At 71.5% G+C, this 13,290-nt stretch carries 11 protein-coding genes; 4 read left to right on the top strand and 7 right to left on the bottom strand.

Annotated features, from left to right (window positions below):
- Positions 1-43: 43 nt before the first annotated feature.
- From erm to ACQEV2_RS33255, 4 genes are all read right to left on the bottom strand, one after another.
- The gene (gene erm, locus ACQEV2_RS33270; RefSeq protein WP_433049879.1) at positions 44-823 is read right to left on the bottom strand and encodes an ErmE/ErmH/ErmO/ErmR family 23S rRNA (adenine(2058)-N(6))-methyltransferase; all 780 of its coding nucleotides are present in this window, start codon (positions 821-823) and stop codon (positions 44-46) included.
- Positions 824-1,131: 308 nt separating this feature from the next.
- Complete coding sequence (locus tag ACQEV2_RS33265) at positions 1,132-2,415, bottom strand: ABC transporter substrate-binding protein (RefSeq protein WP_433049876.1); 1,284 nt, start codon at positions 2,413-2,415, stop codon at positions 1,132-1,134.
- The gene (locus tag ACQEV2_RS33260) at positions 2,415-3,248 is read right to left on the bottom strand and encodes a carbohydrate ABC transporter permease (RefSeq protein ID WP_433049873.1); all 834 of its coding nucleotides are present in this window, start codon (positions 3,246-3,248) and stop codon (positions 2,415-2,417) included. The genes ACQEV2_RS33265 and ACQEV2_RS33260 overlap by 1 nt, the downstream gene beginning before the upstream one ends.
- Entirely contained in the window at positions 3,245-4,189 is a 945-nt protein-coding gene (locus ACQEV2_RS33255; protein ID WP_433049870.1) for a carbohydrate ABC transporter permease, read from the bottom strand. The genes ACQEV2_RS33260 and ACQEV2_RS33255 overlap by 4 nt, the downstream gene beginning before the upstream one ends.
- Positions 4,190-4,358: 169 nt before the next feature.
- Here ACQEV2_RS33255 and ACQEV2_RS33250 point away from each other — a divergent pair, with 169 nt between their 5' ends.
- Together ACQEV2_RS33250 and ACQEV2_RS33245 are read left to right on the top strand one after the other, a co-directional pair.
- Complete coding sequence (locus tag ACQEV2_RS33250) at positions 4,359-5,222, top strand: phosphotransferase (RefSeq protein WP_433049867.1); 864 nt, start codon at positions 4,359-4,361, stop codon at positions 5,220-5,222.
- 240 nt (positions 5,223-5,462) lie between these two features.
- Positions 5,463-8,378 carry an ABC transporter substrate-binding protein gene (locus ACQEV2_RS33245; protein ID WP_433049864.1) on the top strand — a complete coding sequence of 972 codons (2,916 nt, stop codon included), beginning with the start codon at positions 5,463-5,465 and terminating at the stop codon, positions 8,376-8,378.
- A 116-nt stretch (positions 8,379-8,494) separates the two neighbouring features.
- Here the strand turns inward: ACQEV2_RS33245 and ACQEV2_RS33240 are convergent, their stop codons facing one another.
- Entirely contained in the window at positions 8,495-9,418 is a 924-nt protein-coding gene (locus ACQEV2_RS33240) for a LysR family transcriptional regulator (protein ID WP_433049861.1), read from the bottom strand.
- A gap of 156 nt (positions 9,419-9,574) precedes the next feature.
- Between ACQEV2_RS33240 and ACQEV2_RS33235 the strand changes: the two genes are divergently transcribed.
- Positions 9,575-10,543, top strand: a complete 969-nt coding sequence (locus ACQEV2_RS33235) for a DMT family transporter (RefSeq protein WP_433049859.1) — start codon at positions 9,575-9,577, stop codon at positions 10,541-10,543.
- A complete protein-coding gene (locus tag ACQEV2_RS33230) occupies positions 10,504-11,028 on the top strand; it encodes a YbaK/EbsC family protein (RefSeq protein ID WP_433049856.1) in 525 nt (174 codons plus the stop codon). The genes ACQEV2_RS33235 and ACQEV2_RS33230 overlap by 40 nt, the downstream gene beginning before the upstream one ends.
- 115 nt (positions 11,029-11,143) lie before the next feature.
- On the opposite strand, the gene ACQEV2_RS33225 is transcribed toward ACQEV2_RS33230, so the two are convergent.
- On the bottom strand, positions 11,144-11,881 hold the full coding sequence (locus ACQEV2_RS33225; RefSeq protein WP_433049854.1) for a 3'-5' exonuclease: 738 nt from the start codon (positions 11,879-11,881) through the stop codon (positions 11,144-11,146).
- A gap of 120 nt (positions 11,882-12,001) precedes the next feature.
- Positions 12,002-13,240, bottom strand: coding sequence for an SAV2148 family HEPN domain-containing protein (locus tag ACQEV2_RS33220; RefSeq protein ID WP_433054960.1), 1,239 nt, complete (start codon positions 13,238-13,240; stop codon positions 12,002-12,004).
- Positions 13,241-13,290 lie beyond the last annotated feature (50 nt).

The raw sequence follows: 13,290 nt of genomic DNA, 5'->3' as shown, positions 1-13,290 counted from the left end.
ACGTCGACCTTAAGCGAGACGATACGTCTCGTGCAACTTGCTTTCATGGGCCCAGCACCTCGTGCAGCCGCAGCCACGCCCCCGGCGGCACCTCGCCGACGAGGACCCTCGTGTCGAGGCCGGCCACGCGGAACGCCGCGTCGACCCGCCGCCTGGGATGCGCCCGCCGCAGCGAGGCATGCAGCGAGCCGCCGACTCCCGAGAACCCGAGCTCGACCAGGCGCCGCCAGCTGTCGTACGCGCCGGCGTCGAGCAGTGGGGTGCGACGCCGCTCGATCCGTACGATCCCGGCGTCCACGCGCGGCACGGGACGGAAGCTGCGCCGCCCTACCCGGCCGACCAGCCGCCACTCGTGGCAGGGCCAGGTCAGGACCGTCAGCCGGCTCCAGCTGCCGTAGTCGCCGGTGCGTTTGCGGGCGTACTCGAGCTGGGTGAGGAGTGTGGCGTCGGTGAGGGCGGGTGCGCGCAGGCACCAGTCGACGATGGCGGCGGTGCGGGAGAAGGGCACGTTGCCGGCGACGGAGAAGGGGGTGCGCGGAGGTCGCGCGGCGAGGAAGTCCTCGCCGATGACGTGTACGCGGGGTGCGTCCGAGAAGCGGGCCCGCAGGGCGGGTACGAGGCGCCGGTCGATCTCGTACGCGTGCAGTTCGCGGCAGCGCGGGGCGAGCAATTCGGTCAACGCGCCGTCGCCCGCGCCGACTTCCAGCAGGAAAGGGTGCTTTCCGTCGCGCGGGACGGCGAGTTCGGCGAGGCGTGCGGCGGCGGCGCGGTCGGTGAGGAAGCTCTGCGAGAGCGCGCGGGAAACGGGGGTGGGGCGGCCCATGGCCGGTGGTCCTTGTCTTCCGTGACGGGAAAGGGGCAGACGAATGCCCCGACCGGAAGACGAAAGGAGAGGAGAGGAGAGGCGCTCGGACGCTCACTGGCGTCAGAGGGTGATGCTGCTCCCCGGGCCGGTCAGGGCACCAGGGCCGCGGCGCACCCGGATGGAGTACGTGCAGCCCCGGCCGTGACCGGAGATGAAGATCGCGTTGGGTCCCACGTACGGCACGCTAGGGGGGCCGAGGTGGGGCGGGCAACGGGTTTTCCGCCGCCCGCCCACCACCCGCCCGCCGACCGCCGACCGCCCGACGCTCAGCGCTGGTATCTCGCCAGCACCAGGTTCCCGTCGTCCTCCAGCCGCTCGCGCAGCTCGTCGAGTCCGATCGCCCCGCTGTAGTACTCCTGGAACGCCGGGGTCGCCACCTTGTCCTTCCACTCGGGATAGCCGCGGACGGACTGTGCGGGCGCCGGGCGCAGCTGCCCGGCGAGGGCCGTGCCGGTGGCCCAGTCGTTCTCGGCCGTGTGCAGGGCCGGGTCCTTCAGCGCCTCGGTGCCGGTCGGCAGCATCCAGTCCCCCAGCGCGAGCCGCACCATGTTCTCGGGGCGGAGCAGGAAGTCGATGAACTGGGCCGCCTCCCGCTGGTGCGGGCTGTCCTCGGCGATGGACAGCGTCTGCGGGCTGACGCCCTGGGTGAGCCCGTCGGTCCCCGCCGGGGCGGGCAGCACCTGCCAGTCGAAGCCCTTCGGTGCCTGCTGCACGATCTGCTGGCGGTAGGAGAAGCCGAGCGGGACCATCGCGTATCTGCCGCCGAAGAAGCCGGGCAGGGTGTCGGAGCCGCCGCTGCCCAGGGTCGTGGGCGAGGCGCTGCGGTCGGTGTTCGCCTGGTCGTGGATCGTGCGCGGCACGACCTGGTCGCCCGGCTCGAATCTGATCGTCACCTTGCCGTCGGCGCCCCGGTGGAACAGCTGTCCGCCCGCCGACAGGGACAGGTTGAGGGTGGCGGACACGGGTTCCTTGAGGGGCCAGGCGACGCCGTACTTGCCGTCTCCGCTCAGCTGCTCGGTGACCTTCCGGAACTCCGGCCAGCTCCACGGCTGTTCGGGGGTGGGGATGCGTACGCCCGCCTCCTTCAGCCACTTGGCGTTGGCGATGATCACCCGTGGCTCCTGGAGGAACGGCACGCCGTAGACACCGTCCCCGAACGTCGCCGTGTCCCAACTGTGCTGCGGAATGTCGGACTTGAGCCGCTGCGGCAGCAGGTCGGTCAGATCGGCGAGGTAGCCGCCGTACGCGAAGTCCGCGAGGTCGTCCGAGGCGTCGTGGATGATGTCCGGGGCCTCACCGCCCTCGAAGGAGGTGAGCAGCTGGTCGTGGACGCTGTCCCAACTGCCCTGGACGTACTCGACCTTGACGTCCGGGTGGGTGGCGTTCCACTCCTTCACCAGCTCCTTGTTGACCTCGACGGACTCCTCCTGCCAGGCCAGGGACTGGAAGCGCAGGGTGATACGGCCGTCGGAACCGCCGTCACCGTCGCCGCTGCATCCGGCGATCAGCAGGGCCGCCAGGACGAGGCCCGCGAGGAGTTTTGTACGCATCAGTTCTTCACCGCCCCGGCGAGCATGCCGCCCGTGATCCGCCGCTGGATGACCGCGAACACGACCAGCGAGGGCAGCGTCGCGAGGAACGCGGCGGCGGCCAGCGGGCCGAGATCCGCGACGCCCTCCGCGCCGATGAAGTGGGTGAGGACGACCGGCAGGGTCTGTTTCTCCGGGGTCTTCAGCAGAACGAGCGCGAAGAAGAACTCGTTCCACGCCGTGACGAACGCGAACAGCCCCGTCGCCACGATCCCCGGCGCCAGCAGCGGCGCGGTCACCGAGACGAGGGTCCGCAGCCGACCGGCGCCGTCGACCGCCGCCGCCTCCTCCAGCTCGGGGGGCACCGCGCGGACGTACCCGACGAGCATCCACAGCACGAACGGCAGCGCCCACACCACGTACACCATGATCAGCCCCGGCACCGAGTCGATCAGCCGCAGGTTCTTCAGCACCAGGAACAGCGGGATGATCACCAGCACGAGCGGGAACGCCTGGCTGACGACCACCCAGCCGGTCGCCGCGCGCGCGAGCCGGGTGCGCCGGCGGGCCATGACATACGCCATCGGGGTCGCGAGCAGTACGGCGATCAGGGCGGCGCCGAGCGCGGCGATCAGGGAGTTGAGGGCGGCGTGCAGCAGGGGCTGCTCGTCGAAGGCCTGGCGGAAGTTGGCGAGGGTGGGGTCCTTCGGGATCCAGGTGGGGTGCAGGCTGCCGAGTTCGCGGGGCGGTTTGAAGGCGGTGGAGACCAGCCAGAGGAAGGGGAAGGCGAGGAAGAGGAGATAGGCGAGCAGGGCGGCGTACTGGCCGATACGGCCCGTGGTGCTGGTCCTCACGACTCGTCACCTCCCCTGAGGCGGCCCGCCAGGAACAGGGCGAGGAGTATCGAGATCAGCGCGACCATCACGCATCCCATCGCCGCCGCGTAGCCGAACTGGCCGTAGCGGAAGGCCTCTTCATAGGCGAAGAGCATGGGCAGGCGGGTACGGCCGCCCGGTCCGCCGCTGGTGAGCACGTAGACCAGGGCGAAGGAGTTGAAGTTCCAGATCAGGTTGAGGGCCGTGATGGAGAGGGCGACGGGGCGCAGGGCGGGCCAGGTGACCGTGCGGAAGCGGCGCCAGGCGCCGGCGCCGTCCACGGCCGCCGCCTCGTGCAGTTCGCGCGGGGTGTTCTGCAGCCCGGCGAGCAGGGCGACCGTCGTGGTCGGCATGCCCGCCCAGATGCCCACGACGATGACGGCGGGCAGGGCGGTGCCGAGCCCGCTGAGCCAGTCACGGCCGTCGCCGAGGCCCAGGTCGCGCAGCGTCTCGTTGAGGATGCCCGCGTCGGGGTTGTAGACCAGCCGCCACATGACGCCGACGACGACCTCGGGCATGGCCCACGGGACGATCGCGAGGGCGCGGGCCAGCCACCGCAGCCGTAAGTCCTGGTTGAGGAGGAGGGCCAGGCCCAGCGCCAGCAGGAACTGCGGCACGGTGACGCCGACCGCCCAGACCAGGCCGATCCGGAACGACTCCCAGAACAGCGTGTCGTGCAGCAGGTCCCGGAAGTTGAGAGCGCCGATCCACTGCGTGGGCTCGGTCCGTCCGGACTGGGCGTCGGTGAAGGCCAACAGGATTCCGTAGAGCAGCGGTCCGACGCTCAGGACGAGGATGGGGATCAGCGCGGGGAGTACGAGGAACCAGGCGCCGTGTTCTGTGACGCGCCGCTGCCTCTTGGGCCTTCTGCTGCCCGGCGCGCGTCTCACCGGCCTCTCCGCCTCGGTCACCGATGTCACGGAATCAGCCCCTTTGCGCGGCTCGGATGGGCCCCGTCATGGTCGTGAAGGCGCCGTACCCCGTCAAGACCGCGCGCACGCGGTCCGACCTGTGGAAATGCGAGACTGAGCGCGGATGGCGGGAATCCGACGCCGTTCACGCGGGCGTACGACCACACGGAGGCGGGCGATGGACGAGGCACGGGCGCGGGACGTACTGGCCGCGGCGGGAGTACTGCCGGGGCCGGCGCGGGACGCGCAGTTGCTCGCCCTGGGCGAGAACGCGGTGTTCGCCGCCGGTGACCTGGTCGTCAAGGTCGGCCGCGACGCGGAACTCCTCGACCGGGCCCGGCGCGAACTCGACATCGCGGTGTGGCTGGCCGGGGCGGGCGTGCCGGCGGTGCGGGCGGCTGCCGCCGAGGCGCTGCTCGTCGAGGGGCATCCGGTCACCGTGTGGCATCGGCTGCCCGAGCCGGTACGGCCTGCCGAACCGCGGGATTTGGCCGAACTGCTACGGGTGGTCCACGCGCTGCCGGCGCCCCCTTTCGCGTTGCCTCCGCGGGAGTTGCTGGGGGGTGTGGAGCGCTGGCTGCGGCTGGCAGGGGATGCGATCGACGCGGCGGACGCGGCGTATCTGCGGGAGCGGCGGGACGGGTTCGCCGCGGCCGCGGGTGCGTTGACGCCGCATCTGACGCCGGGGCCGATTCACGGGGATGCGTTGCCGCGCAATGTCCATGTGGGGGCCGATGGACCGGTACTGGTCGATCTGGAGACCTTCTCGTTCGATCTGCGTGAGCACGATCTGGTGGTGATGGCGCTCTCGCGGGATCGGTACGGGTTGCCTGCGGCGGCTTATGACTCGTTCGTCGAGGCGTACGGCTGGGATGTGCGGGAGTGGGAGGGGTGTTCGGTGCTGCGGGGGGCTCGGGAGACGGCGAGTTGTGCGTGGGTGGCTCAGCATGCGCCGAGCAATCCGAAGGCGTTGGCCGAGTTCGAGCGGCGGGTGGCGTCTTTGCGGGACGGGGACGACACGGTGCGGTGGTATTCGTTCTGACGCCCACTGTCCGGGGGACTCGTCGATGTCGGGCGACTGCGGGTCCGACCAGTTGCCGAGTCCTACCGGACCGCGACAGAGGCAACACGACACTGTCCAGCCGACGAACGTCCGACCTGTGACGGGTGCCGTCAACCCTCTGGATGAAAGTCAACAGATCACTGGATCGCCGATTCACCCACCCAGCCCACCCCCAGCCGCTAATCTCTCCGATCACTTGACGTGAACGGGGGGGTGCCCATGGTGAATGCTGGCCGTGTGCCGGACTGCTCCGGTGGCCATCGCGGCCTGCCGGTGACCGGCGCCGGGGTCCACCTTCAGGATCAGCTCGAGATCCTCATCCAGGACTTCCGCACAAGCGCCGATCCACCGATGCCGGCATTCGTCCTGCACGCGCAGGACAGCGCTGACGACGGCGCGGTGGCCGGACTGGTCCGGCAGCTGTACGCGGGTCAGGAAGCGCACGGCACGCGGTGCGCGGTGGCGCAGGACGCCTACGACGGCGGCACGGAGGTCCGCCGGGCCGCGGCCATGGTGCGCGCACTGAGCGACCCGAGGAAGTGGGGTGGCCCGAAGGCGGTCTACCGGCGGTACGCGTTCCCGCGGCTGCGGCTGGTACACGCCATCGACGACGCGGTCGCGGAACTCGGTGACAGCTGGCCCGCACCCACCCTCGGCAGCCCCGAGGCCGGGCAGGACCAGCGGCAGCGGCTGCTCGACCAGCTGGCCCGGCAGCGCTGGCGCCCGAAGGGCCGCGGGCGCTGGAGCCCGGGCCTGCAGTTGTCCGACATGGCGCACATCCTGCCGGCGAGTATCGTGGCCGGGCTCGCCGCGCTCCTCGCCCGCACCGACTGGTACATGGCGGTGGGTGCGGGCCTCGCCTTACTCGTCCTGCTGACGGTCTTCAGCTCCGTCCTGCCGGGGCGGGCACCGATTTTCCTGTGGCTGCGCCGGGAGAGCCGCTGGTTCCTGACCACGACCTTCCTGCGGGCCGCGGACCAGGAGGACCCTACCGAGGTCTCGCTGCTGCGCCCGGTGCGGTCCTGGAAGGCGATCGCGGCCCGGGCCTACGACGTGGCCGAGGCGCTCAAGGCGGGCGACGACTTCCATCTCCAGCTGTGCGTGCTGGCCCTGCGGGAGGACCTGCGCGACAACCACCGCCGCTGGAGCTGGGACCTGCGTGGCTTCAAAAGGCCCCGCCCGCCCATGCTGTTCCTGCCGCACGCGGACGTCTACAACGGCGGCATCGAGCTGATCCGGGCGGTCAGCGACGTACGCAGCCGGCGCAGCGAGCTCGACCCCTTGGTCGTCGTCGCCGCGGTGCGCACCCAGGACGTGGCGCGCCTCGAGCGCAGCGCGGTCCGTACGACACCCGACCCGGAGTCCTCGCAGCGCAGGTTCAGCGACCAGTTGCGCACCTGGTACCGGGAGTGGGCCCGCAACCTGCGCGCCGGGCAGTCGCCCAGCCGCGAACGGCCCGTGCTGCCCTGGGTGATGAAGATCCCGCTCCCGCACGACCAGCTCGGGCCCGTCGAGGACCGCCACCGGCACCTGCGAGCGTCCACCCGGCCGACCCTCGCCCGCCTGGTGTGGTCCCTGCACACGGTGGTCCTGGTTCTCGCCGTCATGACCGCCGGCACCGTCATGCGGGCCGACGCGCTGCACGAGCGGTACTGCTCGTCGGCCGTACTGACCGCCAACCGGGACACCCGGCGCCAGGCGGCGCCGGACGGCGGCACGGAGTGCATCGGCGTCGCGACGGGCGACGTCCGCTTCGCCGACTGGCTACCGAAGGCCGACGGGGGCGACGATCCCAAGACGCTGGTCGGCCGGGGCGAGACGCCGTGGACCGTGCAGCAGTTGGAAGACCTCATCGCCCGGCAGAACGCGGACGTCCTCGCCCACCACGCCGACAACCACGTCACCGTGGTCTACGCCGGCCCGCTCAGCCACGACCCCGACGGCTCCTCGCTCGTGAAGGGCGCCCAGGAACTCGCGGGCGTGTACCTGGCGCAGGCCGTCATCAACGAGGGCTCCAGCGTCAGGCTCCGTGTGCTGGTCGCCAACGGCGGCCTGGACCTGGGCCGGCAGGTCGGAATGGCGGAGGCCATCGCCTCGTACGCCGCGCACGACCCGACCGTGGTGGGGGTCGTAGGCGCCGGCCGTGACCTGAAGTCGAGTCGGGAGACCACCCGCATCCTCATGGAGGCCGGCCTGCCGATCGTCTCCGGCACCAACTCCGCGACCCACCTGCCGCGGGAGTACGCCAACTGGTTCAGCCTGGCCGCCACGGACCAGTGGCAGGCACGGCAACTCGGCCTGATCGCAGCCCAGTTGCGCAGGCCGGGCACGCCGCAGCACGCACTGGTGCTGGCCCGGGACACGACGAAGACCCCCGACATGTACACCGACGAGCAGGCGCGTCACGGCCAGGACATGCTCGAGGACCACGGCTTCACCGTGCCGCCGAAGCCACGCCGCTACACACGCGACGGCGGCAGGCCCGAACTGCGCCGGCATGCCCGGGAGATCTGCCAGGACGGCACCGTCCCCTCCGTGATCTACTTCGCCGGCCGGGTCGAGGACCTCGATCCCCTCATGAACCAGCTGAGCCGCGAGCCCGGCTGCTCCGGAAAGCCCATCGCCATCCTCACCGGCGACGACCTCTCCAAGGCCGACTTCCTCCGCGGCCGGAACAGGGTCGCGCCCGAGGTCACCCTGTACCACGCGGCACTGGCCGAACTGGAGAAGGCTGCCGTCCGCACGGACTTCTACGCGGACGCCGCCCGGCACCTGCCGGGTGTCAAAGGGCAGCGTCTGGACCCCGACAGCCCCGCTCTGGCCAGCGGCCAGACCGCGCTGGCGCACGATGCGACGCAGGCTCTCTACGAGGCGGCCAGCCGGGACGACAAGCCGCAGAGCCGCGCCCTGACTTGGGTGAACCTGCGCACCGTCCAGGTCCCGGACATGGCCACCGGCACCATCGACTTCACCACGGCCCCGCTGTACGGCGACCGCACCGGCCACAGCATCGTCCTCAAGAAGGTCCGCCGCAAGGCCGACGGCACCGCCGAGCTCCGCGTGCTGTGCAGCCGCGTCGCGGGCGACACGACCGCCCTCACGGAGACCGAGTGCGACATCAAGGACCCCAGGTGACTGAGCGTTCGGTCCGTTGATCCGTGTGTGGTCCCGGGTCAGGTCTCGCGCCGGTTGAGGGTGGCCTCGCCGGTGAGTCTGCGGGCGACTCGCCTGAGACAGGACCAAACGCTCAGTCAGGGCGTTGCCCTGCCGTCACTTTCCCTGTTCTGGATTGTGCGCGCGCTTCCGCGCAGCTCCGCCAGAACCGTGCGGACCGCTGCCCTGGCCGTTCGTTCGGGGCGGTAGAGGGCGTCGATGTGCCGTCGCGCCTGCACTCCGCTGAGCGGCCGGAGCACCAGCGCAGGATGCGGACGCATCGTCCAGCGTGGCATCAGGGCGATGCCGCCTCCGGCCGCCACTGCCTCGGCCACCACCGCGAACTCGTTGATGCGGTGGGCCAGATGGAGGCGGCGGCCGGCCGCTGCCGCGATGGCCTCGATGACCGCCAGGACCGGGAAGCCGTCGTGCACGGTGATCCACGGCTCGTCGGCCACGTCGCGCGGGGTGACGCGGCGCTTGGCGGCCAGGGGGTGGCCGGCGGGCATGGCCACGTCCAGCGGCTCGCGCAGCAGCGTCGTGGTGGACACCGTGTCCGGCCAGGGCGGCGCATGGTCCAGGCGGTGGGCGAGGACGATGTCGTAGTCCCGGGTCAGCCGGGGGAACTCCTCCTGCGGTACGTCCTCGTCCGCCAGCCTCGGCACCGGCTTGCCCGGACCGGCCAGCGCGCGGAGCAGGAGCGGGAAGAACGCCGTACCCGCGCTGTGGAACGCCGCCACCGACACGTCGCCGTCCGGCCGCCCGACGAACTCCTCGACCGTGTGCCGCGCCCGCGCGAGCGCCGTCTCCACCTCGACGGCGGCGCCCGCGAGCGCCTGTCCGGCGTCGGTGAGCACCAGGCGGCGCCCCTGACGCTCGGTGAGCGGTACCGGGATCGCGCGCTGCAGCAGCCGCAGCTGCTGGGAGATCGCCGACGGCGTCACCAGCAACGCCTCGGCGACCGCCGTGACACTGCCCAGTTCGCCGAGCTCCCGCAGGATCCTCAGCTGCCGTTCGTCCATTGCCTCGGTCCAGGGAGGGGAAGGAAGTGCTGACGGTTGAGTGCTGATGGTGAGCTGGTTGAGTGCTGATGCCGTCTGATGGTGAAGTGCTGCTAAATGATCGTTTTAGAAAGTGGTACTGGGCTTCAGGGTAGCTTCCGGGGCACCGTAGGGCGCGTGTCCGACGTCCGCCGTACCGATGCGGTACTCCTCCTGGTCGCGCTCGTCTGGGGATCCAGCTATCTGTCCGCCCAGACGGCCACGGCCGCGCTCCCCGTCCTGCTGGTGCTGTTCGCCCGCTACGCCCTGTCCGCACTCACCTGCCTCGGCGTCGTCGCCTCACGGCCGCGCGGGTCGCGCCGGTGGACGCGTGACGAGCTGCGGGCCGGTGTGCCCCTGGGGGTGACCCAGGCCGCGGTGCTGGTCGTGGAGACGTACGGCGTCGCCCACACCAGCGCCGCCAACGCCGGGCTCATCATCAGCCTGACCATCGTCCTCACCCCGCTCCTCGACCGCGGCGGCCACCGCGGGGCGTTGCCCGGCTCCTTCTTCGCCGCGACCGGCGTGTGCGTCCTGGCCGTCGGGCTGCTGATGTCCGGCAACGGCTTCCACGCGCCGCGCCTCGGCGACCTGCTGATGCTCGGCGCCGCGCTGATCCGGGCCGTGCATGTCGCGCTCGTCGGCCGGTTCACGGCGGGGCGGCCGATCCGCCCGTTGCAGTTGACGACCGTGCAGACCCTCGTCGGCACGGCCCTGTTCCTGCCGGTCACGGCCCATGACCTGCCGACGCTGGTCCGCACGGACCCGGCGACCTGGGCCCAGCTGGCCTATCTCGCCCTGTTCTGCAGTGTGTTCGCCTTCCTCGCCCAGACCTGGGCCGTGCAGCGCACCTCCGCGAGCCGGGCCAGCCTGCTGCTGGGTACCGAGCCGGTCTGGGCCGTCGCGGTGGGCACAGCCCTCGGCGGCGACCACCTCACACCGCTCACCGGCCTCGGGGCGGCGCTCATGGTCGCCGGCACGTACTGGGGGCAGGCGGTGGAACGGACGCACCGCGGCGCACCAGGGCCCCTGCTTCCCTCATCCCACACACTCGACAAGGACCCGGCATGCCCGACCGAACCCTCCACGACACTTACGACCACCTGATCTCCCTCCTCGACTCCTCCTCCGTCGACTACCGCCTCGTCGACCACGAGCCCGAGGGCGCCACCGAGGCCGTCTGCGCGTTGCGCGGGCACCCGGCCTCCGAGGCCGCGAAGTGCATCGTGCTGCGGGTCAAGGTGGACCGGCGCACGACACGTCACGTCCTCGCGGTCGTCCCCGGGGACCGACGGGTGGACCTGGACGCCGTCCGGGCGCTGTTCGCCGCGCGCTATGTCGGCTTCAGCGACCCGGAGACCGCCGAGCGGCTGGCCCGCGCCGTCCCCGGCACCGTCCTGCCGTTCAGCTTCGATCCCGGCCTGGAACTGGTCGCCGATCCGGCCGTCGTGGCCCAGCCGAAGCTGTACTTCAACGCGGCCCGGCTGGACCGCTCGCTGTGCATCTCGGGCGCCGACTACGGGCGGCTGGCCAAGCCCCGCATCGAGCGCATCGCGGCCGACGGCGACAGCGACGCGCCTGATCCGGTGTGAGTGTTTGTTTCCGCTCCTGGGTGCTTGATCGAACGCCTGGCATACCTCGCCCGTAGGACGCCCCCGGGCCGGCCAACTGGTCCGCCGTCACGTCGGCCGTCGCACCCGCCGGTGCTCAGATCGCCTCGCCAGCCACTGTCTCCTCCGCCGGCTCCCGCAGCGGCCACGTCCCGTCGACCACCGCGGTGGCGTCGCCCTTGCGGCGCAGGAAGCTCTGGAAGTCCGCCGCCCACTCGGCGTACCACTCGATCTGGCGGCCGTGCAGTTCCGCCGGGCCGAGGGCCGCGATCTTGGGATGGCGGCCGGCTATCGCACAGGCCAGGCGGGCCGCGGCGAGGGCGTCGGCGGAGGCGTCGTGCGCGGAGTCGAGTGAGATGCCGTACTCCCGGCAGACCGCTTCGAGGTTGCGCTTGCCACGGCGGTAGCGGTCGGCCCAGCGGTCGATGGTGTACGGGTCGATGACCGGGGCGGGGGCGATGCCGCCCAGGCGGTCGCGCAGGGACGGCAGTCCGTGCCGCCGCAGTTCGGCGGAGAGCAGGCTGAGGTCGAAGGCCGCGTTGTAGGCGACGACCGGCACCCCCGTCTTCCAGTACGCCACGAGGACGTCCGCGATGGCGTCGGCCACCTGGTCGGCCGGGCGGCCCTCGGCGGCCGCGCGTTCATTGCTGATCCCGTGCACCGCGACCGCGTCCGCCGGGATCTCCACGCCCGGATCCGCCAGCCACTCCTTGTGCCCCATGGGCTGCCCGTCCCTGACCTCGATCACGGCCCCTGTGACGATGCGCGCCTCGCGCGGATCCGTCCCGGTCGTCTCCAGGTCGAAACCGATCAGCAGCTCCCGGTGCCAGCCCATGGGCGGTCCCCCTTCTTGGTGGTGCGTTCCCCCAGTGGTCTCCACCTTCCCATGCGCCACTGACAATCAGAGGACCGCATTCCGCTTACGTGGCGGACAGAGCTTCCACGGCGGGACAGTTCAGGACACCGGTCGCGAATCCGCCCACATGAGCTCGAACTCCTCGCGATACGTAGGGAAAAGCCCGCCTTCGTCGATCTCGTCCGACTTGACCACCCTGCTGCCGTTGCGCAGCACCAGGACCGGCGCCTCCAGCCCGCGCGTCCGCCGCAGATAGGACTGCACGACCGCGATGCCGTCGGAGCCGTCGCCGTCCACGAGGTACGCCGTGAAGCGGGGCGTCTCGTCGAAGACCTGGATCTCGAAGGCGCCCGGGTCGCGCAGCCGGGACCGGACGCGGCGCATGTGCAGGATGTTCATCTCGACCGCGCGGCTCAGCTCGCCGCGCTTGATGCCCAGTTCGCGCTCGCGCCGCTTGACGGAACTGGAGGCCGGGTTCAGGAAGAGCAGGCGCACCCGGCAGCCCGACTCGGCGAGCCGCACCAGGCGGCGCCCGGAGAAGTTCTGCACGAGCAGATTGAGGCCGATGCCGATGGCGTCGAGCCTGCGCGCTCCGCCGAAGATGTCCTCGGCCGGGAACTGGCGCAGCAGCCGTACCCGGTCGGAGTGCACGGCGACCACGTCGGCGTACCGGTCGCCCACCAGGTCCTCGACCGCGTCGATCGGCAGCCGGCGCGCGGACGGCACGTCGCCGCCCGCGCCGAGGATCTCGAGCAGGCGCGCGGAGGCCCGTTCGGCCTGGTTGAGGACCGCCTCGGACAGGGCCCGGTTGCGCGAGACGACGTTCCGGGTGACTTCGAGCTCGTCCAGGGCGAGTTCGACGTCCCGGCGGTCGTCGACGTACGGCTCGAAGCACGGCCAGTGCTGCACCATCAGCTCGCGCAGCTGCGGCAGCGTGAGGAAGCTGAGGACGTTGTCGTCGGCCGGGTCGAGCAAGTAGCCCTTGCGGCGGCTGACTTCGCGGACGGCGACCGCCCGCTGCACCCACTCCTGCCCGGCAGGTCCGGCCGCCGCCACGACCCACTCGTCGCCGTGGACGGGTTCGTAGATGGGCCGCAGAACCGCGGCCACGACGGCCCGCAGCCGCTGTTCGACGAGGTTCAGCCAGATGTAGGCCCGGCCGGCTCGCTGGGCGCGCGTACGCACCTCGCGCCAGGCGTCGGCGTCCCAGTCGAGCTCCGGGCCGATGGAGTTGGTCTCCATCGGCCGGGCCAGGGACACCGCGCCAGGTGGGACGTCTGTGGAGTTCCCCTCGTGACCCTCGTCACCAGGGGGCAACTCCAGCCCTCCCGAGCCCACCCGCGCACCGCCTTCCGCTCCCCCGAGCACTCCCCGTCCCAACGATCAAG

The sequence above is a fragment of the Streptomyces sp. CA-251387 genome, from assembly GCF_050936625.1.
In the GTDB taxonomy this organism is placed as follows: Bacteria; Actinomycetota; Actinomycetes; order Streptomycetales; family Streptomycetaceae; genus Streptomyces.
The sequence above is the reverse complement of the archived record's forward strand: the minus strand, read 5'-3'. Positions and strand labels throughout refer to the sequence as shown.

Excerpts from the sequence above, each read along its gene's own strand:
- erm (WP_433049879.1), bottom strand. The coding sequence starts at position 823 with ATGGGCCGCCCCACCCCCGTTTCCCGCGCGCTCTCGCAGAGCTTCCTC.
- ACQEV2_RS33265 (WP_433049876.1), bottom strand. The coding sequence starts at position 2,415 with ATGCGTACAAAACTCCTCGCGGGCCTCGTCCTGGCGGCCCTGCTGATC.
- ACQEV2_RS33250 (WP_433049867.1), top strand. The coding sequence starts at position 4,359 with ATGGACGAGGCACGGGCGCGGGACGTACTGGCCGCGGCGGGAGTACTG.
- ACQEV2_RS33245 (WP_433049864.1), top strand. The coding sequence starts at position 5,463 with ATGGTGAATGCTGGCCGTGTGCCGGACTGCTCCGGTGGCCATCGCGGC.
- ACQEV2_RS33240 (WP_433049861.1), bottom strand. The coding sequence starts at position 9,418 with ATGGACGAACGGCAGCTGAGGATCCTGCGGGAGCTCGGCGAACTGGGC.
- ACQEV2_RS33230 (WP_433049856.1), top strand. The coding sequence starts at position 10,504 with ATGCCCGACCGAACCCTCCACGACACTTACGACCACCTGATCTCCCTC.
- ACQEV2_RS33225 (WP_433049854.1), bottom strand. The coding sequence starts at position 11,881 with ATGGGCTGGCACCGGGAGCTGCTGATCGGTTTCGACCTGGAGACGACC.